Below are 23,850 nucleotides of genomic sequence, written 5' to 3' on the forward strand. Positions count from 1 at the left end.
TAAACTTAAATGGTTAATAACAATAATTTAATAAATGTGGTAAAAACCACTTTTTATATTATAATAAGGAGAGGAATATAATAATGAAGAATATTATTATTATCTTTACTGGCGGAACAATATCCATGAAACAAAATGAAATTACTCATGCAGCTGTACCTACTATGTCAGGAAATGACATTATAAAACTTACACCTGGAATTGAAAAAGTTGCAAATATAGATTTTGTGAACTTTGGTATGCTTCCAGGACCTCATATGACTCCTAAGAAAATGTTTGAACTATCACAAATAATAAATAATAAAGTTACCTATGAAGGCTACGATGGAGTTGTAGTTACCCATGGAACAGACTCACTAGAAGAAACTGCTTATCTAGTTGATCTTACATATAAATACACTAAACCTGTAGTTTTCGTAGGCTCCATGAAAAACAGCTCTGAATTCGGTTGGGATGGCCCTAGGAACCTCATTGATGCAGTAAATACTGCAGCAGCAGATGAGTCATATGATAGAGGTGTTATGGTAGTTATGAATAATGAAATACATGCTGCATCACAAGTTACCAAGACTAACACACATACTCTGGATACTTTTAAAAGCGTAGATTTTGGTCCTATTGGTTTTGTTGACAATGACAAAGTATATTTCTATTATAGCTATACTAAAAGACAGTATATTCCGGCTAAAAACACCAGCAGTCAAGTAGATATAATAAATTGTGGATGTGGCATGGATGACCGTCTTATAAGGTTTTGTGTAGATTCAGGTACCAAAGGTCTGGTTATTGAAGGAATGGGTAGAGGAAATATTCCACCCAAAATGGTTAGTGGTGTAGAATATGCTTTAAGCAAAAACATTCCAATAATTCTAGTTTCAAGATGTCTTATGGGAAAAGTTCTTGATGATTATGGCTATGAAGGTGCTGGAAGAGAACTCACTGAAAAAGGAGTTATTTTAGGAGATAACCTTAATTCACATAAAGCAAGAATCAAACTTATTGTTGCACTTGGATATACAAATAAAATATATGAAATAAAAGATATCTTCGAAAAAAATTATTATTGATAACAAGGAGGTATATATATGGATTCTACCGATCACAAAATTATAGAAGTACTTTTAGAAGATGGAAGAATATCTATGAAGGAGCTTGCTAAAAAAGTATCCCTTTCGGCTCCTGCAGCTGCCGAAAGGGTAAGAAGGCTTGAGGAAGCAGGTATCATAAAGGGATATAAGGCTATTATTGATTATGAAAAGATAGGGCAAACTATCAATGTACTTATAAATGTAGACATGAAAATTCAAGAAAATGAAAAATTTATGGAATTCATTAAAACTGAACATTCCATTATAGAATGTCATCATGTCACCGGACCCTATTGTAAAATTCTTAAAGCCAGACTTACCGATATGCCAAGTCTGGAAAAGCTGATCGGTAAAATTCAAGTATTTGGTAATACTGAAACATTTATAATTCTGTCTTCTACTATAAAAGATATTATCATCATTGCTCCAAAAAGTGTACTATAAAGGGTAGAGATTAAAAATACTTCTACCCTAATGTTATCTTCTTAAAACCTCCAAAAGTCTTACACATCTCTGAATAAAGCTGTTTTCCTAAAAGAAATTTATATATTTCATCTGCTTTTTTCTCTGGTTCTATGTCTTTAAATTTTTCTGGATATAAAACTTTACCAATATAATAAGCATCTGCTATAGCAGTATCTATATTAGTAGAATAATAGTTATATGGAAGTTGAGAATATACCTGTCCATTTTTAAAAGCAGAAATTGAATTATAAAATTGTGTATTCTTTCTATAATCCTCTTTAATAATATTAAGACCACCTAAATCAATAAAAATTTTATCTGGATTCCACTGAAGCAGTTTTTCCTTATCTATCATTACAGAACCTGTCTTGCCTGTTTCATCAGCTACATTCTTAGCATGAACCACATTAAAAAGAGAATAATTTCCTTGAGTACTCTCAATACCATGAGTCCCCTTCATTCCCAATCCTCCTACATATGTAGTACATTTTTCTTCCTGTAGTATATCCTTTGTCCTTGTATCTAAATCTTTTTTGCAGTTTTCCATATAATTAACTACTTCATTAGCACGCTTTTCTTTATTTATCACCTTTCCAATAAGTTTTATGGAGTTATATAAATTAGGATCAAAAGTAGCTACTTTACCATAACTAAGCGCTACTACTGGTATCCCTGTTTTATTTTGTAGTTCATCTACTAAACTCTTATCAATAATATATGTGGTAAAAATAACATCTGGTTTAACTGCTAAAATCTTTTCTGCATCTGGAGCATTGTTAGGGCCACCTTGTCCAATTGTTGGAAGAGACTTAATAGATTCATTAGCTAAAATATATGGTTTCCCATTTGAATTGCTTTTTTCCATATTTTCAATTCCTGCAATTTTATCACTGCTACCTACATAAAAATAAAGTCTTAATGCCCCTGGACCTATAGCTACCACTTTTTTAACAGATGAATTTAACGAAACCTCTCTTCCAATCATGTCTTTTATAGTAATAGTAGCCTTATTTTTAGTTTCTACTACCTTAGAGGAACATCCTGATAATAAAAACATTATTATCAATAAATTAATACTAAAAAACTTTAAAATTTTCTTATTCATAATTCAATACTCCTTTATATACTCTTATTATTTAAAAGTATTCTAAAATTATTTCTTTTAATAGTTTTAAATTACTATAAAGGTATAACTACTAGTGTATCTTTAAACTTTTCAACTTTAACAGACACTGAATATACACTCTCTATATTCTTAGAAGTCATTACTTCTATTCCTCCTACAGCAAATATCTCACCATTTTTAAGAAACATAAATTTATCTGCAAATCGAAGAGCTAAATTCAAGTCATGCATGGTGACTAACGCCATCATCCCCTTAGTTCTTACTATCCTCTTAATTATCCTTATAACTTCTAATTGATTTTTCAAGTCTAGGCTACTTGTGGGTTCATCAAGCATAAGTATTTTAGGTTCTTGTGCTAACGCTCTTGCAATAATTACCTTCTGAAGTTCTCCTCCACTTAATTCATCTATATATTTTAAAGAATACTTTTCTAAATTTAACATATTGATAATATTGTCTACAATCTCTAAATCTTTTTTTGAAATATCCCACTTAATATAAGGCTTTCTTCCTAGCATAATTGTGTCAAAAACAGTATTTCTTGAAGAATGATTACTTTGAGCCACATATGCTATTCTTTTTGCTAGATCTGTAGAACTAAAAGTATTAATGTCTTCATTTCCAATTAAAGCCACCCCTTTTTGTGGTTTCAATATTCTATTAACGCACTTCAACAATGTAGATTTACCTGCACCATTTATACCCAATATCGCTAAACATTCACCTGTTTCTAATGAAAAATTTATATTCTTTAGCACAGAGTGACTAGAATACTTAAAGCTTATTCCTTCTACTGATAAAATCATCTTTTTTTACTCCCCCTAATTAACAAGTAAAGAAACATTGGAGCTCCAAGAAAAGATGTTATTGCCCCTACTGGAAGTACTACTGGTGAAATAATAGTTCTAGCTAAAGTATCAGAAAGTAAAATCAAATTTGCTCCCATTAATGCAGCTGCTGGAATGAGATGACGATGATCTCCACCTATAATTCTCCTCATTATTTGAGGCCCTATAAGTCCTACGAATCCAATTATACCTAAAAAAGACACACATACAGCAGTAATTAAAGATGAAATAAACATACTTTCAAATCGCACTCTCTCTACATTCACACCAAGACTTTTAGCTGATTCTTCGCCACTATCTAATGCATTGTAATCCCATCTTCTAATCATAAAATAAATTAATGATACACCAATAACAAAACTCAAAATTATGAGCTCACTCCAAGATACTCTACCTAAATCACCAAAACTCCAAAAAACTGCTGCTGCTATTTGAACATCTTGAGCAAAATATTGAATTATTGTAGTGGCTGCTGAAAATAATGATCCTAAGGCTACCCCTGCTAAAACTATTGCTTCTGGCAAAAAATTACGAAATTTAGCTAAAACTAAAATAATTATAGTAGCTACTATAGAACATATGAACGCAGATGCAGTCACCATATATGGATTATTTATATTAACCGCATCAGCACTTGTACTATGAATACTTCCACCACCTAATAATACTATAGCTATATTTGCTCCAAAAGCTGCTGCATTAGATATTCCTAAAGTTGATGGTGAGGCTAATGGATTTCTTAAGTTATTTTGCATTACACATCCAGCTACAGATAAACCAATTCCAGAAACTATTCCTGCTAAAATTCTTGGTAAACGGATACGCCAAATTACAATACTAGAAATATTACCTTCTTTGCCTAAAATAGCACTAAGAACTTCATATGGAGTTAAAGCTGTGGAACCTGCATTAATTGCTATAATAGATAAAATTAAAATTGTAAAAATTAGCATAACTATTATAAATATTTTTTTCCTAGTATATTGTTTATATATATTTATTCCTTGAAAGTTTTCCTTTAAAGTTATAGGCTCTATCATCTTTTACCACCCTCTTGAATATTCTTCAAAGCAATCCATGCAAAGTTTTAAACCATTACTAATTCGTATCTTATGTTCTGGCGCACCTTCTCCACACTTTTCACAAAGAATAGTATTAAATTTTCTTGCTTTTATGGGTATTGAATAGTGAGGTTTTTTAATATAAAACACCTGTTGTTCTGAAGCTTCTAATATATATTTAAGTCTATCTTCTCTACTCATTTCTCCTTGAAACTTTCTTAATACTACTCTAATACTTTTACCATTTTTTCTATTAAAAAATGAAAATGCCATTTTTCCAGTACCTCTATATATAAGGTTTCCTTTTCCTAAGGTACATCCTGTTACAACTTGTACCGCATCAACACTACAGGCATCATTTTCTGTTATGCAAACCACTTCTTCGTCTTCTGAAAACTTTAATCCCATCTTTTCCATTGCTATTTGGCTTGCCCTAAATCCAATAGCAAGTCCTGGACATTCATGCCCATGAAATTCAACACATTTTTCCCACAAAGTTTTATTCAACATAATTCCCTCCTATAACTTAATTAAAATAAAAACCCACAAAAGACCTGTTTTCACAGCGCCCTTCGTGGGTTATTTACCAATAATTTTATAAAAAGTTAATAAACTAAAATTTAAAGAGTCTTCGTGACTTATTGTTAAATATAACATATTAGTAAAATAAAGTCAATTAAGTGATAAAATTATATCCACAAATATATAAAGATTTTTTACAAATTACGATTTAGCACATAAAAATTTTTTATGTGCTAAATCTCTACTATCGGATACAAGATGTGCAATTTCCCTAGCTGAGCATTCAGGTGAAAATTCAAACCACCATTTAATAATTACTAAAAATGAAGATGAAAATATTCTTATAAACAACTTATCTTTTTTGTCTAATTGTCCTGTATTTAATTTAATCCAATTTTCCATCTTAATCTCTAAAATTTGTTGCATTTTTGATCTAACACAATCTTCCATATTTTCGTCCCATAATATCATAATTATTTCTTCTTTTCTTTTAAAATATAACATTAATTTTTCTAATTCATCTATATTTAAATCAATGCTATCCTTAATATAATTTAAACTAAATTCATTTTTATAGTTTGTTAAAAAACTATTAATTACTTTATCTTTTAAATCATATTTGTCCAAATAATATTTATAAAATGTTGATCTATTTATTTTTGCCTTCTCTGTCAAATCCTTTATAGTAATTTTACTAAACTTTTTTTCCTTTATTAATTGTAAAAAACTATTCATAATATTATCTAGGGTTTTTACAACTCTTAAATCCTGTGTTTCAATCAATATACTCACCCCTAATATAAATCAACATTCTTATTGTCCATTTTTTAAACTTATATCCCTTTTATAATAACATTTGAAATAATTTCATTCAATGTTAACTTCCTATGTTAGTTTAAATAAATACTATTTATTTTTGCATTTTATCTCCAAACCACAATCACTACATCCGCAATTACAAAATTCACCTTTTTTAATATTATTCATTCTTTTATATATGACATAACTTGCATATAAACTGATGATTCCTATAAATATAATTCCTACCATATTATCTATCTCCTTTACATAATAAACATTCCTATTTGATAAACTAATAAAGATACTAACCATGCTATAATTAACTGAAATAAAATTGAAAAACCTGTCCACTTCCAAGAATTAGTTTCTTTTTTTATTGTTCCAATAGTGGCAACACATGGTGTATATAGCAAACAAAATACCATTAACGCATAGGCATTTATAGAAGTAAATCCTACACTTGTAAGTATTGACATCATACTATTCATTCCAAATTGTGAATTTATGTTATTAACACCATAAAGTACACTAAAGCTCGATATAACAACCTCTTTTGCTGCAATACCTGAAATAAGCGCAACAACAATTTGCCAGTATCCAAGTCCAATTGGCTTTAATATAGGAACTAATCCTTTACCAATTGATGCTCCGAAACTCTCTGACATATTAGATGCCATTCCATTATGTCCAAAGTTCAATATAAACCACATAATAATAGATGCAACAAATATTGTTGTTCCAGCTTTTGATAAATACTCTTTTACTTTTTCCCATACATATATTGCTATAGTTCTTCCATTGGGTGTCTTATATTCTGGAAGTTCAATAAGTAAAGCATTAATTTCCTTTTTATCCCCTATTTTATTCATAGCTAAAGCTACAATAATTGCAACGATTAAGCCAATAACATACATAGAATATGCAACAATCATAGCATTGTTTTTGAAAAACATTTGGGAAAATAACACATAAATTGGTAACCTAGCACTACATGACATAAACGGAGTAATAATAATTGTTTTAAATCGATCTTTTGAATCTTCTAATGCTCTCGATGCCATAATTGCAGGCACTGTACATCCAAAACCTAATAGCATAGGAATAAATGCTCTTCCTGAAAGTCCAATCTTACCCATTACTCCATCCATTACATATGCAACTCTAGACATATATCCACTATCTTCTAGCAAAGCAAGGGCTAAAAATAAAATAAATATATTTGGTAGAAATGTTAATATGCTTCCCACACCAGCAATAATACCATCTACAATAAGTGAAGTTGCAATATCACCTGCATTAATGCTAGTCAAAATATTAGTAGCTCCTTTACTAAAAACATCAAGTCCTAATTCAAATACACCCTTCAACATATCACCTATAGTAAATGTTAAGAAAAATACTAAAGCCATAATCCCCAAAAATATTGGAATTCCTAAATAGCTATTAGTTAATACAGCATCAATTTTATCTGTTACCTCAGCTTTTCTGCTTTTGTTAACAAGTACTTTTTTTATAATTTCTTCTATTAAATCATATTTTTCATTAATAATGTCTGTTTCATAACTTTTATCAATGATCTCTGGCAAATTCACTGCATATTTTTCTGTTATTTCAAAATCTTGTTCTAAAAGTTTTATTGCATACCATCGTTTATTTTCAAGTTCACCATACTTTTTTACAAGTTCTCTTGAAATTATGTCAATCTTATCCTCAATCTTATCACTATAAGTAACTGTATACTTTTTATTTTTAATATGCTTATTCTTATTACTTATCACAGTAGATATAAGACTATCTAATCCTACCTTTTTCCTTGCTGATACAGGAACTACCGGAATCTTAAGCATGTCTTCTAATTTATGTATATTTATTTTCATTCCACGTTCTTCTACTATATCCATCATATTAAGTACTAAAATAACTGGCTTACCAAGTTCAATTAGCTGAAGTGTCAAAAAAAGATTTCTTTCAAGACAAGATGCATCAGCAATATCAATAACAATATCTACATCATCTTCCATTATATATTTTCTTGAAAGTTTTTCTTCCATCGTATATGAAGTTAAACTATAAATCCCTGGTAAATCTACAAGCTTAAACTCACGATTCTGGCATTTCATTGAACCTTCTTTTTTTTCAACAGTAACGCCTGGCCAGTTAGCAACCTTGAGTCTTGCTCCTGTATATGCATTAAATAATGTGGTCTTACCACAATTAGGATTTCCTATAAAACCTATATGTAGTTCTTCAGTCATAATGTAATATTCTCCTTTCTGTTTAATGAAGATGAGCTTATGTCTTCTACTTCAATACCAAATGCTATCTTTTTTCCAACAGCTAGCCTTGTACCTCTCACTTTAAATATAATAGAACCATTCTTTTTATTATTTAGTATTTGTATTTTGGTTCCATTTGTTAATCCTAGAGCTTCAAGCCTTCTTTTAATACTTTTATTAATATTAGTTCTAACAATAATATAGTTCCCTCTAATATTTCCATCTAATAATGTCATACTTTCACCTCGCATCCAATTGATAATAATTATCATTTACATGTATATTCTATTTTATTCAATATGGTTTTTCAATCAATAATTTACTTCATATAATCGCATATGCAACATTATATTGTGGATTGTTGCTTATGCAACATTAGCATATTAGTTAATGATTTTTTTTGAAAAAATATAATAATATAATTTTTTATATCTACAATTTTATTTATTACTTAACACTAAATTTTAGGGAGGCATACTATGGAAAAAGAATTAGAATTTTATAAACGTATTTTTCAAATTAATAATATTAGACTTACACCTAGTCGAATTGCTATTTTGGAAATTTTCTTTAATAATAGAAATGTTCATTTAACAACAAATGAAATTTATTATTTGGTTAAAGCTAATTGTCCATCACTTGGTTTAGCTACTGTTTATAGAACTATTCAAATATTATTAAGACTAGACTTATTAGATCATTTATCTCTTGATGACAGGATTAGTCGTTATAAACTATTTTTAAATAATAGAACAAACATTGACGTTCATGTTAATCATCATCCTCATCTCATTTGTTTTAACTGTAAAAAAATTATAGATTGTGATTTTAATCTTATAAACATTATTAAAAATGTTATTAATGAGAAATTTTCATTTACAATCACTAATTGGGAAATGAAGTTCTATGGTTATTGTGATGAATGTTATAATAAAAAACTTAGCTCATCTGATACTTTTTCATAGGTCATACCATGTGAGATACTTCATGATTTACAGAGTTATCTATTTAATATTTAATTGTTTTTTAAATTAAAAGTTGAGAAAGGACTAAGAGATTTCTCTCATAGTCCTTTCTCAACTTTTAATATGAATATATTACTTTTTATATTAATCAATGTCCATTTTATTTCTTAAAATATTCCTGACCTAATAAATCTGCTGTTAATAGTGCATCATTTAACTGATCTGCTGTCACATCTCCAGCCATGTTATGTATTGTTTCACCTGGAATACATGCCTTTTCAGCTGCAATACGTACCCTTGTTACATCCTCTACTCCTACTTCTTTTAATGTAACTGGAAGTCCTACGCTATAACAAAAATCCATTACTTCCTTTATTTCTTCCTTTGGAGCGTTTTCTATAATTAACTGAGCAATAGTACCAAATGCAACTAAAGAGCCGTGCATAGTTGCTTCACATTCTGGTAATGCAGTAAATCCATTGTATACAGAATGAGCCGCTGCTAGTCCACCATTATCAGCACCTACACCACTTAAATATGTTGTAGTTTCTACAATTGATTCAAAAGCTGGAGTTACTAAATGATTTTCACAAGCTAATTTTGCTTGATATCCACATTTAATTAATGTTTTATAGCATAATTCGCAAAGAGCCATTGCAGATAATGCAATACCACCATTTTCTAGACTTGGAGAATCAGTTCTCACACAAGCTCTTGCTTCAAAATAAGTTCCAAGTGCATCACCCATACCTGCTACTAAAAACTTCACTGGCGCATTTGCAATAACCTGTGAATCAACAATAACTGCTTCCGGATTTCTTGGATAAAATATATAGGTATCGAATGTACCATCGTCATTGTAAATAACTGAAAGTCCAGTACATGGTGCATCAGTTGCACATACAGTAGGTATAATTACTACTGGACATTTTTCGTAATATGCAGTGGCCTTAGCAGTGTCAATTGCAGAACCACCGCCAACCGCTACAACAACTTCAATTTTATCTTCTCTTACGATCTTTCTCATCTTTTCAATTTCGCCATTGGAACTAATTCCACCAAAAACTTCGAAACGTAATTTACAATCTGTTCCTTCAAAACTCTTCTTTAGCTTTTCATTACAGTTTTTATAACCACTATTACTGCAAATAAATAAAAAAGACTTTCCTAAATCCTTTGTTTCATCATAAAACTTCAATAATGCGCCTTTACCTTGAACATATTTTAACGGAGCACGTAACAATTTTAATACTGCCATAATGATCCCTTCCTCTCAGAAATATTGTTAATTTATTGACAAACCCATTGTAGCATTTATATAATGAAATCACAATTACACAAATGCCCTATTAATATAGGGTATTTGCTCCAGAGGTGATAACATGGATATTTTAGATAAAGAAGATTACCAAAAATTATTAGATTTTTCAAAAGTATTAAATCCTATGGATATTAATTTTCAAGAAAAAACTATTCAATCAATGTTAGAATACTTTGATTTCTCCGGCGCTGCATTTCCAATAGTAGATGACAACGGATATTATCATAGACTTGCTTATGCAAATTTTAATCAATTATCTATGGTCATCTATAATAATTATTGCTATGAACAAGACTTTTTTGCCCCAGCTAATTACAACAGAGATTTTAAGAAAACCGTTTTGATGGTGGATGATTTTATGACTTTTGACCAATATGAATCCTCTGCTTTATACAATGATGTATTGTCTCGTAATAATTTTTATTATGAGGCATTAGTACTTTTGCGAGGAGAACATAATGAATATATTGGCGCTGTGGCCGTTTATCGTGAAAAAAATTCTTTAGGATTTACTAAAATGGAACAACTTCTCTTAGAGCAAATTGGTAATATAATTGAAAACCAATTTAATCTTTATCTTCATCTTCATGATAAAAATATAAGCACTACCACAGTTCACAATCTATTATTTCGTTTACCTATTGGCATGATTTTGTGTGATGGTAATTTTCAAATTCTTCAAATTAACCAGGAAGCTATGAGAATCTTAGAATTGTTAACAGATGATGCTTCCGTTGATTCGGCTGAAAAATTAATTAAAGATGAGATTCTTCCAATACACCTTCAATCCGGTGTAAATCAATATTATCTACAAAATAAAATTAATTTAGAAGTTTCTATAGAACATTTAATTACTAGAACTCACGAAACAAATCAATATGTAACTAATTACGCTATTTTCTTTCAGTATATTAGCAAAAAAAAAGACACTGAATGGCTTAATTTAATGAAAAGTAAAGGAATCACAAAACGAGAATGTGAAATAGCTAATTTCCTCCGCATTGGTTATACTACTAAAAAGATTGCAAAAAATCTTCGTATCAGCGAAAACACAGTTAAGCGTCATAAAGAAAGCATATATAAAAAATTGAAAATTAGTCGTGTAAATCAGTTGAATTTATTATATGAAAAAATATAGCATAATTTCATAATTGAGGTAATTTAATATATATTACAAACTACTAAAACATATCCTCTCATATTGAGAAGATATGTTTTTTTATTTAGAATTTACTTTATTCTATATATTAAATTTACATATCTCTAATATTACTATTTAACTAATTAATCTTTCTATAGGATAACCATATATATCTTTTAAAAACATCTGGTAAAATTTCAATTATCGAATTTCTAATTTTTTGTATATTTGTTTTATATAAATAATTTTGCTATAATCTAAATAATAATAAATTTATAAACTTAATTAGTATCATATCTAAAAATGAGGGTAAGTATTATAAAAATGCTAAAAAATTCAAAAACAGCAAAGCTATTAATATGTTTGTTCATTAGTTTATGTGTTATTTCCCACCCAATTATTAGTTTCGCTCAAGCACCTACAACTAGTTCAAACAATGAAATAAACAAGCCTAATGATATTGACTTTGGTATATCAAATCTAAACTATAATAGAGATAATATTTTGGCTGTAAATGGTGATACCATAGAAAATTTTGTTCCAAAAGAAGGTTTAAAATCAGGAGGAAAATTTGTAGTAGTTGAACGTAAGAAAAAGTCACTTACAACATCACCAGTAGATATCTCAATTATTGATTCTGTAACTGATCGTACATTTCCAGGAGCATTACAACTTGCAAATGATGATTTTGTTCAAAATCGACCTAATATATTAATGTGTAAGAGAAAGCCTTTAAATATTAGTATAGATTTACCAGGTATGAAAAAAGAAAATACCATAACAGTTGAAAATCCAACATATGGTAGTGTATCTGGAGCAATAGATGAATTAATATCTACTTGGAATGAAAAATATTCATCAACACATACTTTACCTGCAAGAACACAGTACTCAGAATCTATGGTCTATAGTAAATCTCAAATAGGAAGTACTCTTAATGTTAATTCTAAAGTTCTTGATAGTTCACTTGGAATTGACTTTAATGCTATATCAAATGGAGAAAAAAAGGTAATGGTTGCGGCATATAAGCAAATATTCTACACCGTAAGCTCAGAATTACCTAACAATCCATCCGAACTTTTTGATGATAGCGTTACTTTTGAGGAATTGACCCGTAAAGGAGTAAGTAATGAAGCACCACCTATTATGGTATCAAATGTGGCTTATGGTAGAACAATTTATGTAAAATTAGAAACTTCATCTAACAGCAAAGATGTACAAGCTGCATTCAAAGCATTACTTAATAATACTAATGTAGAAACTAATTCACAATACAAAGATATCTTTGAAGAAAGTTCATTTACTGCTGTAGTATTAGGTGGGGACTCAAAGGAACATAATAAAATTATCACAAAAGATTTTAACGAAATACGAAATGTAATTAAAGGAAATGCGGAATTTAGTCTTAAAAATCCAGCATATCCAATTTCATATACAAGTGTTTTCTTAAAGGATAATTCAGTTGCTGCTGTTCATAACAAAACAGATTATATTGAAACTACATCTACAGAATATTCTAAAGGTAAAATACTTATTGACCATCGTGGTGCATATGTTGCTCAATTTCAAATATCATGGGATGAATTTTCATATGATAAGAATGGAAATGAAGTGCTAACTCATAAGACATGGGATGGAAACTATCAAGATAAAACTGCTCATTATTCTACAGTAATACCACTTCCACCTAATTCAAAAAATATAAGAATTCTAGCAAGAGAATGTACAGGCCTTGCATGGGAATGGTGGAGAACAATTATTGATGAGCATAATGTTCCATTAACAAATGAAATAAGAGTTTCAATTAGAGGGACTACATTGTATCCAAAAGCTAATATTAGCTATTAACAGATAAAAACTTATATTTTCTATTGTAACCGCTATAGTGATAGAATTAGCTTTTTTAATCATAAAAACATAAAAGGTGCTGTCACATAGAAGTATTCCTATTGTGAGACAGCACTATTTTTAATGAAATCTCAATGAAAATTTATAATTACTTTGTAATATTAGCTTGTTGTCTACCATTATTTATTAATGAATATAATCTTTCTATCGGAAGCAATGATATAATCAATAAACATATAACTCCGTCTGGTCCTACTGTGCTTGCATTTACGCCCAGTGAATATAATAATGGTGATTTACCTTCTGGCGCATATGCGCCAAAAAATATAAATCCAGATATTACATGGCATATATATATCATAAATATGGCTATACCTCATCCTAATAATTTATTATTCCTAAAATATCCTGCAACACCTAAAACTAAAAAAGGTAATGGGTAATCAAATATCACCTGTGTAGGATGTACTATATAGGAATCCATAATTAGAGTAATTATTCCATATAATCCACCAGTTAAAAATCCTACTTCAGGCCCATAAAAAAGTGCCATTAGAAGAATAGGAGCCATACTTCCTATAGTTGCACTTCCTCCCTGTGGAAAATGATATATCCTACATATTTTAAGTACAGTAGCTAAAGCTAGCATTATACCTATTTGGCATATAATTCTAGTATTCAATTTAACTCTTTTTATCTTAATCACTGCCAGTATAATTAAAATTAAACCTATTATTGCTAATATAGATGTAGGTTTAGAAAAAATCTCCTTCATATTTTTAACAAGATTAATAGATTCAAAGTTGTTAATAATGTTTGTTAAATTTTTCATAATAATAACCTCCTCATTTTTATTAAGGACGCTAATATTGATCTAAAAAATAATCATACTCCAAATTGCAATATGATTTAATAACCAATAGAAGCTTTCCTACGCTGGCATTACCCAGTTCAGGTACAAGGGTTATAAATAATAATTTAATATTATTATTTAGCTCTCAGCCTAAAGGCACCCCTAGCATATATTAAATTTAACAATATGTCCACAAATAAATTCTATACCCAAAACTACAATCATTCAAGTAAGCATATAGAGGTTTTACTAATATTACAATAATTGTTGCTAAATAAACCAGTTATACTATAATTTATTTTTAGTAATATGCTATAATTAATTCACAATAATAGAAAATGATAAAGCAGATATTGAAACACATATAGATAAAGGGGGAAGAGAAATGCTTTGCGATTGCACTCATACAATTAGTAGAATGGATTCAAGCCATGCAAAGTCTGAATGTATCTATTCTTTGTATGGCTACTTTAAAAAATGAATATATAATATTTCAGACTTTGCTTCTTTAGCTTATTAGTGGAAAGGAGCAAGTATTATGAAATATATTAACGCAGAAGAAATTCTGCCTATAGATTTATTAGAAAAAATTCAAACTTATATAGATGGCAAGTATCTTTATATTCCAACCCGTGGCAAGAGAAAATCTTGGGGTGAAAATTCAGGTATAAAAGGTGAACTAAAAAAAAGAAATATGGCTATAAAAGATAAATATCATCAAGGATATTCTATAGCTAAATTAGCTATAGAATATTATCTATCTGAATCCAGTATTCGAAAAATTATAAGTAAATCATAAACGCTATATTATTTGAAAAAATAATACAGAAGCATTTTTTCAAATCTGTTGTATGTTTAAACATGCTATAATGCTTATAATGGTAGCAAATGTTTTATAATATATTTTTTATTAAAATACTGTGGTTTAAAGGAGAATTTACAATGAAAGAAAACAAATATGATGATATAAATTTTTTTAATCAATATAAGCAAATGGCTCGTTCAGTCATCGGATTAAACGCCGCTGGAGAATGGCATGAACTTCAAAAGATATTACCCAATTTTAACGGCAAGCGTGTTTTGGATTTAGGATGTGGCTTTGGTTGGCATTGCAGATATGCAATTGAGCAAGGAGCAAAATCTGTAACTGGTATTGATATATCGGAGAAAATGCTAAAAAAAGCCCAAGAAATGACTACATCTTCATTAATCGAATACATCAAAAGTCCTATTGAGGATATAAACTATTCTCCAAATACTTTTGATGTTGTAATCAGTTCTTTAGCTTTTCATTATATTGAGTCTTTTGATGACATTTGTCAAAAAGTAAATACCTGTCTTTCAACTGATGGAGAATTTGTGTTTTCAGTTGAACATCCAGTATTTACAGCATATGGATCACAAGACTGGCATTATGATGAGCAAGGCAATCGCTTACACTGGCCTGTAGATCAATATTTTACAGAAGGTATACGTAAAGCCAATTTCTTAGGTGAAGAAGTTATAAAATATCATAAAACACTAACAACTTATATAAACAGCCTAATTATGTCTGGTTTTGAAATAACAAATCTTATAGAACCTAAACCAGAAGAATCTATGCTAAAAGATAATCCTGAGATGCAAGATGAGTTACGTAGACCAATGATGTTACTTATTTCCGCTAAAAAGAAATAATTTTTCCACATAGATAGAGTGTCTAATAAGAACATCGTAACTGTTAAAAAATAATAATATATAAAAATAGAGAATGGTCATTTGATACTCCCAGAACTAGGGAGGAAATAGAGCCATTCTCATAATAATGTCTTTATTTTATTATTAAAATTATATTTGCAATATACTCCATATCAGAAATAATATGAGTAGATAATTTAACAATCTTCTCCTTATTACCACCACAATCTGCAAGTAAAAATACTAAGATTAAACATAAAATCAAACTACTTATCTGTTTCTCTGATTTTCTCATCCTTTCTTCGCCCCGATTTTTTCTTTAGAAATGATTCCCTATCATTTTGTTGGCATTATCTAGAAACTGTTTTATTATCTTAGCTTTCTCATCATTTAAACCGTCTATAAAATCAAAAAATAGTTTATTATAGGTATCGTGATATTTCTTATGTTCCATATATGCCACCTTCCCCTTTTCTGTTAAATAAAGCTTTTTTTCTTTTTATCAACATCATCAATTTCATCAAAAATAATATCTCTATTTTGTAATTTAATCAATGTTTTATGGATTACAGCCCTTGTAACCCATAACTTTCTTGCAATTTCAGAACTGAAAGTCTCGGAATTATCACCTATGATTTTTATTATGTGAATTTCTCCACGGAAAAAAGTCATGTCTTCACTTCCAAAACATAAAACATTCATTTTGCCATTAGCTATTTTTTCTATCATACATATAAATGATTCTACAATGTTTTCTTTTTCATTCATATTTTTATTATTTAAATTTCCTTTAACCTTTTTGTTTTTCTTTAGCCAAGTTAGTCACACATTCCATATGCATTGTAACAGTAATAATAATATCTTATGAAGCCGCTAGTACCTTGGTGGCATGATATATCACAATTCAACTTCTTTAAGTTTCCAGTTGTCCAACACAAAATGGAAATTTTAAAAGTTTAGCGGAACCGTAACAGAGAAACAACACCAAAGTCTCGGGCCACCAGATTATTCAGCAGTCAAGTACTTATTTGCTTTGTCTCAGCTATTGCTTTGCGCTTCCTTGTTGTTTTTACTAATCAGACCGGTTAGATCTCCGGTATGCGTAAGCGTTAATCGATGCATTGCCCGGGTGCAGGCAATATACAGTAAACTACGTTCAAAATCCGTATGGTAGTTTTCTTTATTGGATGCGGGAATCAACACCTCGTCAAATTCTAGCCCTTTTGACATGCCAATAGAGGTAATAGATATACCGTTTGTAAATCTATCGCTATCCGCAGTAAGCAGTTTGACATCATATTCCTTGCTTAAAACCTCGTAAAGGGATTGTGCCTGGCAACTCGTTTTCAAAATAATACCTAAAGTCATATACTTGCTTTGGAGGAAGCAGGCTACTTTTTCTCTGATTTTTGCAAGTTCATCCTCTGAATCACTGCATCCGATTATTTCAGGAACATCTCCATGTCGCTCAATGGCTTCAATCGTCAAAACATCCTGAATACTTTTTGCAAATGTGATGATTTCAAAGGTGGAGCGATAGCTTTTGTTCAACTCCAAAATCTCGGCATCAGGATATATTGTTCGAAAATCATTAAGAGAGTTCATATGATTAGGGTTTATAATTTGACCAAAGTCCCCGAGAATTGTTTTATTACACTGAAAGAGCTTATTTATCACAACATATTGCGCCGGAGTATAATCCTGCATTTCATCGATAATAAGGTGCCGGATAAGCCGGTTCTTCTTCAAACCTTCAAATGCGGCATGAAAATACATAAATGGATAAACATCTGGCCACTCCAATGTTTTTTTCCCAAACAACACTAATTTATCAGGTATTTTCATTGCCTTAAAAAAGTCCTTGTAAAGTGCTAGAGTATTCTTAAATCGGAGCATTGAAACCAGTTTTTTGTAAATCACTTTCTGATTAGGCAACTCCTCATCACGGATATTCTCAGTTTTAAATCGTTCAAAAATATCCAGAGACACTTCATATAGCCGCCTTTTTATGGGATATCTTTTGTAAGCGTTAAATCGCGTTAAAATCCAATCATGCTTGGCTTTGAAGCGGCCAAATTCATAGTCAGTTGGGACAAAACACTTCTTTACAGCATATTCCAAATAGCTGTCCATCATCATAACAAAATCCAGTGTAGATTTAAACTTAGCTCTTTCGTTCCATTCCGGATCGTTTGTTTCCATAGGATCGCGGTTTGGTTCATAATTTATAATTTTCTCCAGTTGAATATCCGCAATATCGGTAAAGCTCATTTCGTAAATCGGTTCTTCTCCCAATTCTGGCATAACATCGGAAATATAATCTGCAAACACCTTGTTGGGAGAGAGGATAACTACATTATTTGCTGATAAGGTATCCTTGCACCTATACAGTAAATATGCCACCCGGTGCAAAGCAATAGAGGTTTTTCCAGATCCTGCGACGCCTTGAATAATCAAGGTTTCAGCCTTCTCGTTTCTGATAATCTGGTTTTGTTCCTGTTGAATGGTAGCAATAATAGTTTTCATCTTTTCGTCGGATGTATGACTCAGCTCCCGTTGCAATACATCGTCTTGAATGTTAATAGCACTCTCTAAAACATACTCCATCAAGCCTCGCGATATTTTGAACTGTCGCTTTCGGGTCAGTTCGCCGCTAATCCTTCCGACTGGCGCTTCGTACCCAGCCTGTCCCAGTTCGCAATCATAAAACATGCTGGAAACAGGGGCTCGCCAGTCAAAAATAAAGATTTTTGATTCATCAGAGAAAGAAAACCGTCCAATATAATAAACAGAAACATCTTCGTCACCATTGCCCTGAAAATCAATACGTGCAAAATAAGGGGAATCCGCCAACTTCGCAAGCTTTTCTCGTATTTGTACCGCAAATATTCCGGTGTTTTCAATTTGTTTCATTAAAAGTTCATTCTGAAAAATCTCCTTTGGGTCTATCTCATGGCGATAGTGGGCCAAATAACGTTTGGATTCCATATACTCCCTGTCATATCGGTTAATCGTTTCTTCTGAGTGTTTCAAAGCATTGTCTATCTTTATTTTAATATTTTCAAGGTTCTCGATTTCTTCAGGAAATTTGGAAAACACGTTTTCTTCGTTTTTCCTCATATGGTCATGGCGGAAAAACAGCCTATCCTGTGTTTGCTTGCCCTTTTGCATTAATTCATTCATCATCTGTACACTCCTGCGTTTCTTTAGTCAATATCATTTTTTGTGTTGGGTAACCAAATTCAGTTAGTAACTCCGCCTCGGCAAAACCAAACTCCTTTAGTGCCTTTCGATACCCAGTATCCGCCTTATCACCTTCCCGGAATGTGGTTATGCTGATTTGATTATTTTTCAGGAGCTCACAAATGGCCTTATCCAGAAATAATCGAGCAAGTCTCTGCTTTCGGTAAAGAGGGTGAATTCCTAAAAAGTCAATGCTTCCTGTATTGTAAGAAATCATCATAATCCCGATGACTATGGAACCTTCTTTCATAATTAACGCACGATTTTCCTTGATGTAATGTTTTAGCACCTTGACATGCTTGTCTTCTTTAAGATTTGGAAATCCGTCAATTACAAGTCGCACCAAATTCATGCATAGATGAATATCCACCTCCGTAGCAAACAGAATTTCACGCTTTGCGTTCGGTTTCTCTTTTTCCAGCAAATCAGGATGATTACCAAATTCGTATTCAAGTTGCAATGGATAAAACACCTCTTTCTTCCTAAATTGATGTGGAGATTGCTTGTACATTATCTTAAAAATATTGGAAAAAGCCTGTTGACTTGCATATCCTGCCTCCAAGGCAATATCCATTATTGTTTTTTCAGAAAAAACTAGCAATTTCGCTGCTTCGGTCAGTTGCCGTCTCTGCACATAATCGTGTATTGTTAAGCCCACTGTATCCGAAAACATGCGATGCAGATGATATTTTGAATAGTGAACGGCGTTCGCAATTATATCTAAATCTAGTTTTTCTGATAGATGTGTTTCAATATAATCAATTGCTTCCATAACAATTTTAACACCGTTTTCCACACCATCCCCTCCTTTCTTCACAACGATTATATCAGAATAAAATATACTCGTTTTAATATTTCTTGCTCTAATTGTTTGATATAGTATGTCTTTTTAGTAACTAAGAACATAACATAGAAGTCAATGATAAAATACATATAAAAAGAATAGACTTATAAGTGCTACTAAAACTTTAAAAGAACCGGCAACTTTCGAGAAATCAAAGTTGCTGGTTCTATATGTAAGTTCATAAAAATATGGTTGCTGTACTACGGTTTTTTTATTTTTGTCGTCGTACAGCAACTGTATATTACTTATTTTTGATAAGACAGATTTAACGTCATGTTTAGATAAGACGCGGAAATACTATTAAAGCCAAAATGCCTATTAGGTAAAGTCCGTTCAAAGCGAGAGAGATTTTGGTATATATATCTCTTAATTGCTTTTTGGCAAACAGAAAAAACGTATAACAGAAACTAAGAGCAATAAAGATACAATAACCAATTACAATAGCGGTTGCATTAGGGTTTGTAGGCTTCCATACGAAAAGTATGGTAATTGGAACAAATATGGTAATAAAGGAAATGATGCTTAAAATTTTATCTTTCATAATGATATACCTCTTTTTTATTTAATTTCCAGTTGAATAGAACCGGTAAAGTTGTTGCCATCCACGATAATGTAGTTGCTAGCAGACGGCAGTTCAATCGTTTTAGAGTAATCACCTGTACTTTCAGTCAGGGTTTGAAGACCATCTGTTCCGGATTGTAAAACTAACTTTCCAGTACCATTAGTGATGTTCAGTTTACAAATGATCTCAATCTCATTTCCGTCACCACGTTCAAGAGCAGTTCCTCCAAACAAAGTCTCCGTTCCTGTAAAATCTTCATAATCAGCGAAATAGCTCCCAACATAGCTGTCTTCCCCAAAGGTGCGCTGCCCTTGTAATTTACTGTCTTTGGCAAGGTTATTATCCCCGACCTTCTGCAAGACTTGATTATAGTGATCTAAAATTTCATCTTTCGTGCAGGCTGTAAACGCAAAAATGGAACAGAATGCTATTAAGAAAAAAAGTACAAATTTCTTCACTTTTGATATCTCCTATTTGTTTTGTTTATTACGGCCACTTTGCTTTTTTGAAGAAGCTACCGCCACTGTTTCTTTCCTTGGAACTTTTATTATAATTCCAGCCAATATTATCATGGCGAAAATAACGCAAATACCAACGAAAGAGTTTTGAGTTAATGAATAGTTGCCGACAGTGTCAGACACAAATCCCTCGCCCCCAAACTGTACGATACTAAGACCCGCTGAAAACGGATATACGTTGCGGATCATGGGATTCTTAAAATAAATGGTGATATATCCAAGTAAGAATGCAACCACGGCTCCACCCTTGAAAGCATCCCTCTTGCGACTACATAAGGCAATTAAAGGGAATTCCGCAATACAGGTAAAAAGTGACATCCCTATAATCTGATAGCTCCCCGACAAAACAACTGCTAAAGACATATTTTCCGAACAACAAATTAAGCCTACAAGAAGCGTTACTAACGCATTATAGACACCAAGAAAAAGTGTAATGATACTGAGTGCAATCAATTTGGTAACCATGAGCCGTGGAAGACTGATAGGAACGGTTAGCATATTCTTTAGCGTGTTGTCTGTGTATTCCCGGTTGATCATGTACCCGCCAATTAGAGCGAATATCATCGGAAAAAAGATCGTTATATTGTTCCAGATAGTGCTATTCAGCAGGTCAGGAAATGTATAGTTCAAAACGGTTTTGGCATCATCCGACATCATGTTCTGCATCACGATTGAAATGATCGGAGAGCAGGTCACACCAATGATGCCAACAAGAATAATGCTATACCGTTTCAGTTTTTGAAATTCTACAAGAATCGAATTCATCGTCATACCTCCTCCTTATATCTCACGTTTGTTGTAAATCCGTATCATCAGTATAATGCATATAGCAGCTAGAATTCCAAGAATGCCAAGACAAACAGGTGTTGATACAAAATAAGGACGCATAGTCTCATAAAATTTCGCTGACTCACCGCTTCCTGGACTGTAAAACTGAAAAATCCATTTTTGAATCAAAGGGATGGGCAGTATTGTACCTATATTAAGTCCCACAGAGGTCTTCATTCCCACATCGGTAAGATGAAACACATAGTTTACAATGGTGTAAAACAGAGTAACAACAACGGAAATCAGATTGCTTTTGTTAAACCACACCACCAAAACCACACAAGGCAGAGCCGCGGCCAACATCATAAATCCCAGCAAAACGCTGAGAATAAATTTCTGCCCCATGCTCATCAGCGCCATACCGAGCAGCTTCGCACAAACCGCGCTGGCCAGGAATCCCACAAGAGAATAAGTCACAGAGATAACCGCCATGACGCTGATTTTCGACAGGACGAGCCTGTCCCTTGAAACTGGGATTGTCATCAGATTTTTCAGCGTATCACTGTCTTGTTCCGAAAAAAACAGCGACGTTGAAATAACAACCAAAGTCGGCAGCAAAAGAAGAAAATCGCCCGGATCTACAACGCCTGAAAACAGGTTGTCGTAATCCTGTCCCCCCGGGGTATTCCAGTAGAGCAGTGTCGTCAGAACAGGAAAAATGACTGCCGCCAGTGTTGCCAGCAGAAAAAGGGGACGCCGTTTGAATTTCTGAAATTCGCAGTAAATCAGATTATGCAATACCCTCACCCCCGGTCACACGCTTGAAGTAATCCTCTAAGGTATCTTCACAGGTATGAACTTCCGCTACCTCCAATCCATTTTCGATGAAAGCGCGGGTTAGTGCCGTAATCGGCAGTGTAACATCGTACAAGCGCAGGCTGTGGTTATTTTCCACTGTAAAGTCTTTTGCTCCAAAGTTACGCTCCATAATTCTGGCCGCCTGCGCCGTATCAGAAACGATGAAATGAACATATTTGCTGTTCTTTTCCTCTAACTCGGTAAGGCTTTCTTCCTCCAGTAATACGCCATGGTCAATGATACCAATATCATCCGCCAACAGAGAAATTTCCGAAAGAATGTGGCTGGAAATCAAAATCGTTTTTCCTCTTGCGTCGCACAATTCCCGAATAAACAAACGGACTTCAGCAATGCCAATAGGGTCAAGCCCGTTGATTGGCTCGTCCAAAATCAGCAGTTCAGGATCATGCATGATGGCAAGGGCAATGGCCAACCGCTGTTTCATGCCAAGCGAGTATTGAGAAAACAGTTTTTTATCACCATATGGCAATCCTACAACCTCTAATGCGCTTTGAACAGCGTTACGCTTGGAAACACCTCTCAGCCGGGCAAAAAGTTTCAGATTTTCCGTACCCGTCAAATTAGGATAAAATCCCGGCGCCTCAATCAGGTTACCGATACGTGGCAGGATTTTCTTTTCATTTCCCTGAATGTTTTTGCCAAAAATCTTTATCTCCCCCGAAGTGGGTTGCGTCAGACCAAGAAGCATTTTCATGGTGGTGGTTTTCCCGGCTCCATTTCGACCAAGCAGACCATAGATACGTCCCTTTTTCACATGGATATTCAGATTGGCAACACTTTTCTGTGTCCCATATTGTTTTGTAAGATTTTTTGTTTCAATTATAAAATCACTCAAACTCAGGACCTCCTTTTCTTCTTAGAATCAGTCTATCACTTCAAGCTTGCATTAACCTTGCATTAACTTTGCCTTAACCTTGCATTTTCTAAAAAAGAAATCCCTGCCCGTGAACGAGGCCACTGAAAAAGCTATGCTTTTTCTCTTGATATCGAATTAAGCAGATAAATGAGCACGAAGTATTCTATAATTTCTAAGAATACTTCGTG

The 23,850-nt window shown here is 32.2% G+C and carries 25 protein-coding genes, 1 pseudogene and 1 riboswitch; of the genes and pseudogenes, 7 read left to right on the forward strand and 19 right to left on the reverse strand.

Annotation, left to right across the window (positions count from 1 at the left end):
- The first annotated feature begins 83 nt into the window (after positions 1 to 83).
- On the forward strand, positions 84 to 1,067 hold the full coding sequence (locus tag J2Z24_RS17595) for an asparaginase (protein ID WP_035148329.1): 984 nt from the start codon (positions 84 to 86) through the stop codon (positions 1,065 to 1,067).
- An 18-nt stretch (positions 1,068 to 1,085) separates the two neighbouring features.
- Positions 1,086 to 1,532 (forward strand): Lrp/AsnC family transcriptional regulator, encoded by a 447-nt coding sequence (locus J2Z24_RS17600; protein ID WP_035148327.1) that lies wholly within the window; start codon positions 1,086 to 1,088, stop codon positions 1,530 to 1,532.
- Positions 1,533 to 1,554: 22 nt separating this feature from the next.
- Here J2Z24_RS17600 and J2Z24_RS17605 read toward each other — a convergent pair whose 3' ends face one another.
- The 8 genes from J2Z24_RS17605 to J2Z24_RS17640 form a co-directional block, all read right to left on the reverse strand.
- Positions 1,555 to 2,658 (reverse strand): iron ABC transporter substrate-binding protein, encoded by a 1,104-nt coding sequence (locus J2Z24_RS17605; protein WP_035148326.1) that lies wholly within the window; start codon positions 2,656 to 2,658, stop codon positions 1,555 to 1,557.
- Positions 2,659 to 2,732: 74 nt separating this feature from the next.
- Positions 2,733 to 3,485, reverse strand: coding sequence for an ABC transporter ATP-binding protein (locus J2Z24_RS17610; protein ID WP_035148324.1), 753 nt, complete (start codon positions 3,483 to 3,485; stop codon positions 2,733 to 2,735).
- Positions 3,482 to 4,567, reverse strand: coding sequence for a FecCD family ABC transporter permease (locus tag J2Z24_RS17615; protein ID WP_035148322.1), 1,086 nt, complete (start codon positions 4,565 to 4,567; stop codon positions 3,482 to 3,484). Before J2Z24_RS17615 ends, J2Z24_RS17610 begins: the two co-directional genes overlap by 4 nt.
- A gap of 3 nt (positions 4,568 to 4,570) precedes the next feature.
- Positions 4,571 to 5,095: an FmdE family protein gene (locus tag J2Z24_RS17620; protein ID WP_035148377.1), complete on the reverse strand. Its 525-nt coding sequence runs from the start codon at positions 5,093 to 5,095 to the stop codon at positions 4,571 to 4,573.
- A gap of 216 nt (positions 5,096 to 5,311) precedes the next feature.
- Positions 5,312 to 5,902: a TetR/AcrR family transcriptional regulator C-terminal domain-containing protein gene (locus J2Z24_RS17625; RefSeq protein WP_242990607.1), complete on the reverse strand. Its 591-nt coding sequence runs from the start codon at positions 5,900 to 5,902 to the stop codon at positions 5,312 to 5,314.
- 114 nt (positions 5,903 to 6,016) lie between these two features.
- Complete coding sequence (locus tag J2Z24_RS17630) at positions 6,017 to 6,160, reverse strand: FeoB-associated Cys-rich membrane protein (RefSeq protein WP_111947448.1); 144 nt, start codon at positions 6,158 to 6,160, stop codon at positions 6,017 to 6,019.
- Positions 6,161 to 6,174: 14 nt separating this feature from the next.
- Positions 6,175 to 8,166: a ferrous iron transport protein B gene (feoB, locus tag J2Z24_RS17635; protein WP_035148318.1), complete on the reverse strand. Its 1,992-nt coding sequence runs from the start codon at positions 8,164 to 8,166 to the stop codon at positions 6,175 to 6,177.
- On the reverse strand, positions 8,163 to 8,423 hold the full coding sequence (locus tag J2Z24_RS17640) for a FeoA family protein (RefSeq protein ID WP_035148317.1): 261 nt from the start codon (positions 8,421 to 8,423) through the stop codon (positions 8,163 to 8,165). The genes feoB and J2Z24_RS17640 overlap by 4 nt, the downstream gene beginning before the upstream one ends.
- 243 nt (positions 8,424 to 8,666) lie before the next feature.
- Here J2Z24_RS17640 and J2Z24_RS17645 point away from each other — a divergent pair, with 243 nt between their 5' ends.
- Entirely contained in the window at positions 8,667 to 9,152 is a 486-nt protein-coding gene (locus J2Z24_RS17645; RefSeq protein ID WP_035148316.1) for a Fur family transcriptional regulator, read from the forward strand.
- A gap of 160 nt (positions 9,153 to 9,312) precedes the next feature.
- On the opposite strand, the gene J2Z24_RS17650 is transcribed toward J2Z24_RS17645, so the two are convergent.
- Positions 9,313 to 10,410 carry a glycerol dehydrogenase gene (locus J2Z24_RS17650; RefSeq protein WP_035148314.1) on the reverse strand — a complete coding sequence of 366 codons (1,098 nt, stop codon included), beginning with the start codon at positions 10,408 to 10,410 and terminating at the stop codon, positions 9,313 to 9,315.
- Positions 10,411 to 10,534: 124 nt separating this feature from the next.
- On the opposite strand from J2Z24_RS17650, the gene J2Z24_RS21480 reads away from it, so the two are divergent.
- Together J2Z24_RS21480 and J2Z24_RS17660 are read left to right on the forward strand one after the other, a co-directional pair.
- Positions 10,535 to 11,611 (forward strand): helix-turn-helix transcriptional regulator, encoded by a 1,077-nt coding sequence (locus J2Z24_RS21480; protein WP_035148312.1) that lies wholly within the window; start codon positions 10,535 to 10,537, stop codon positions 11,609 to 11,611.
- A 327-nt stretch (positions 11,612 to 11,938) separates the two neighbouring features.
- Positions 11,939 to 13,462: a thiol-activated cytolysin family protein gene (locus J2Z24_RS17660; protein ID WP_111947445.1), complete on the forward strand. Its 1,524-nt coding sequence runs from the start codon at positions 11,939 to 11,941 to the stop codon at positions 13,460 to 13,462.
- A gap of 148 nt (positions 13,463 to 13,610) precedes the next feature.
- On the opposite strand, the pseudogene thiT reads toward J2Z24_RS17660, so the two are convergent.
- Positions 13,611 to 14,294, reverse strand: a pseudogene (gene thiT, locus J2Z24_RS17665) (energy-coupled thiamine transporter ThiT).
- Positions 14,295 to 14,373: 79 nt separating this feature from the next.
- A riboswitch (TPP riboswitch) is annotated at positions 14,374 to 14,489 on the reverse strand.
- A 364-nt stretch (positions 14,490 to 14,853) separates the two neighbouring features.
- Between thiT and J2Z24_RS17670 the strand changes: the two are divergent.
- Positions 14,854 to 15,114 carry a CD3324 family protein gene (locus J2Z24_RS17670; protein WP_035148310.1) on the forward strand — a complete coding sequence of 87 codons (261 nt, stop codon included), beginning with the start codon at positions 14,854 to 14,856 and terminating at the stop codon, positions 15,112 to 15,114.
- A gap of 143 nt (positions 15,115 to 15,257) precedes the next feature.
- A complete protein-coding gene (locus J2Z24_RS17675; RefSeq protein ID WP_035148309.1) occupies positions 15,258 to 15,992 on the forward strand; it encodes a class I SAM-dependent methyltransferase in 735 nt (244 codons plus the stop codon).
- Between the two features lie 133 nt (positions 15,993 to 16,125).
- Here J2Z24_RS17675 and J2Z24_RS17680 read toward each other — a convergent pair whose 3' ends face one another.
- From J2Z24_RS17680 to J2Z24_RS17720, 9 genes are all read right to left on the reverse strand, one after another.
- Positions 16,126 to 16,287, reverse strand: a complete 162-nt coding sequence (locus J2Z24_RS17680; RefSeq protein WP_156950243.1) for a hypothetical protein — start codon at positions 16,285 to 16,287, stop codon at positions 16,126 to 16,128.
- Between the two features lie 182 nt (positions 16,288 to 16,469).
- Entirely contained in the window at positions 16,470 to 16,760 is a 291-nt protein-coding gene (locus tag J2Z24_RS21485) for a hypothetical protein (RefSeq protein WP_241392990.1), read from the reverse strand.
- Positions 16,761 to 17,030: 270 nt separating this feature from the next.
- Positions 17,031 to 19,178: a HelD family protein gene (locus tag J2Z24_RS17690; RefSeq protein WP_338078430.1), complete on the reverse strand. Its 2,148-nt coding sequence runs from the start codon at positions 19,176 to 19,178 to the stop codon at positions 17,031 to 17,033.
- On the reverse strand, positions 19,168 to 20,031 hold the full coding sequence (locus tag J2Z24_RS17695) for a helix-turn-helix transcriptional regulator (RefSeq protein ID WP_242990606.1): 864 nt from the start codon (positions 20,029 to 20,031) through the stop codon (positions 19,168 to 19,170). Before J2Z24_RS17695 ends, J2Z24_RS17690 begins: the two co-directional genes overlap by 11 nt.
- 325 nt (positions 20,032 to 20,356) lie before the next feature.
- Positions 20,357 to 20,620 carry a hypothetical protein gene (locus tag J2Z24_RS17700; protein ID WP_035148307.1) on the reverse strand — a complete coding sequence of 88 codons (264 nt, stop codon included), beginning with the start codon at positions 20,618 to 20,620 and terminating at the stop codon, positions 20,357 to 20,359.
- Between the two features lie 17 nt (positions 20,621 to 20,637).
- Entirely contained in the window at positions 20,638 to 21,099 is a 462-nt protein-coding gene (locus tag J2Z24_RS17705) for a hypothetical protein (protein ID WP_051593288.1), read from the reverse strand.
- Positions 21,100 to 21,111: 12 nt separating this feature from the next.
- Positions 21,112 to 21,924 carry an ABC transporter permease gene (locus tag J2Z24_RS17710; protein ID WP_035148305.1) on the reverse strand — a complete coding sequence of 271 codons (813 nt, stop codon included), beginning with the start codon at positions 21,922 to 21,924 and terminating at the stop codon, positions 21,112 to 21,114.
- 15 nt (positions 21,925 to 21,939) lie between these two features.
- Positions 21,940 to 22,734, reverse strand: coding sequence for an ABC transporter permease (locus J2Z24_RS17715; RefSeq protein WP_035148304.1), 795 nt, complete (start codon positions 22,732 to 22,734; stop codon positions 21,940 to 21,942).
- Positions 22,718 to 23,641 carry an ABC transporter ATP-binding protein gene (locus J2Z24_RS17720; protein ID WP_111947639.1) on the reverse strand — a complete coding sequence of 308 codons (924 nt, stop codon included), beginning with the start codon at positions 23,639 to 23,641 and terminating at the stop codon, positions 22,718 to 22,720. Before J2Z24_RS17720 ends, J2Z24_RS17715 begins: the two co-directional genes overlap by 17 nt.
- Positions 23,642 to 23,850: the final 209 nt, after the last annotated feature.

Source organism: Clostridium tetanomorphum (assembly GCF_017873215.1).
In the GTDB taxonomy this organism is placed as follows: domain Bacteria; phylum Bacillota; class Clostridia; order Clostridiales; family Clostridiaceae; genus Clostridium_AO; species Clostridium_AO tetanomorphum.

Coding starts and splice junctions, on each gene's coding strand:
- J2Z24_RS17595 (WP_035148329.1), top strand. CDS start 84: ATGAAGAATATTATTATTATCTTTACTGGCGGAACAATATCCATGAAA.
- J2Z24_RS17600 (WP_035148327.1), top strand. CDS start 1,086: ATGGATTCTACCGATCACAAAATTATAGAAGTACTTTTAGAAGATGGA.
- J2Z24_RS17605 (WP_035148326.1), bottom strand. CDS start 2,658: ATGAATAAGAAAATTTTAAAGTTTTTTAGTATTAATTTATTGATAATA.
- J2Z24_RS17610 (WP_035148324.1), bottom strand. CDS start 3,485: ATGATTTTATCAGTAGAAGGAATAAGCTTTAAGTATTCTAGTCACTCT.
- J2Z24_RS17615 (WP_035148322.1), bottom strand. CDS start 4,567: ATGATAGAGCCTATAACTTTAAAGGAAAACTTTCAAGGAATAAATATA.
- J2Z24_RS17630 (WP_111947448.1), bottom strand. CDS start 6,160: ATGGTAGGAATTATATTTATAGGAATCATCAGTTTATATGCAAGTTAT.
- feoB (WP_035148318.1), bottom strand. CDS start 8,166: ATGACTGAAGAACTACATATAGGTTTTATAGGAAATCCTAATTGTGGT.
- J2Z24_RS17640 (WP_035148317.1), bottom strand. CDS start 8,423: ATGACATTATTAGATGGAAATATTAGAGGGAACTATATTATTGTTAGA.
- J2Z24_RS17645 (WP_035148316.1), top strand. CDS start 8,667: ATGGAAAAAGAATTAGAATTTTATAAACGTATTTTTCAAATTAATAAT.
- J2Z24_RS17650 (WP_035148314.1), bottom strand. CDS start 10,410: ATGGCAGTATTAAAATTGTTACGTGCTCCGTTAAAATATGTTCAAGGT.
- J2Z24_RS21480 (WP_035148312.1), top strand. CDS start 10,535: ATGGATATTTTAGATAAAGAAGATTACCAAAAATTATTAGATTTTTCA.
- J2Z24_RS17660 (WP_111947445.1), top strand. CDS start 11,939: ATGCTAAAAAATTCAAAAACAGCAAAGCTATTAATATGTTTGTTCATT.
- J2Z24_RS17670 (WP_035148310.1), top strand. CDS start 14,854: ATGAAATATATTAACGCAGAAGAAATTCTGCCTATAGATTTATTAGAA.
- J2Z24_RS17675 (WP_035148309.1), top strand. CDS start 15,258: ATGAAAGAAAACAAATATGATGATATAAATTTTTTTAATCAATATAAG.
- J2Z24_RS17680 (WP_156950243.1), bottom strand. CDS start 16,287: ATGAGAAAATCAGAGAAACAGATAAGTAGTTTGATTTTATGTTTAATC.
- J2Z24_RS21485 (WP_241392990.1), bottom strand. CDS start 16,760: ATGAATGAAAAAGAAAACATTGTAGAATCATTTATATGTATGATAGAA.
- J2Z24_RS17690 (WP_338078430.1), bottom strand. CDS start 19,178: ATGATGAATGAATTAATGCAAAAGGGCAAGCAAACACAGGATAGGCTG.
- J2Z24_RS17700 (WP_035148307.1), bottom strand. CDS start 20,620: ATGAAAGATAAAATTTTAAGCATCATTTCCTTTATTACCATATTTGTT.
- J2Z24_RS17710 (WP_035148305.1), bottom strand. CDS start 21,924: ATGAATTCGATTCTTGTAGAATTTCAAAAACTGAAACGGTATAGCATT.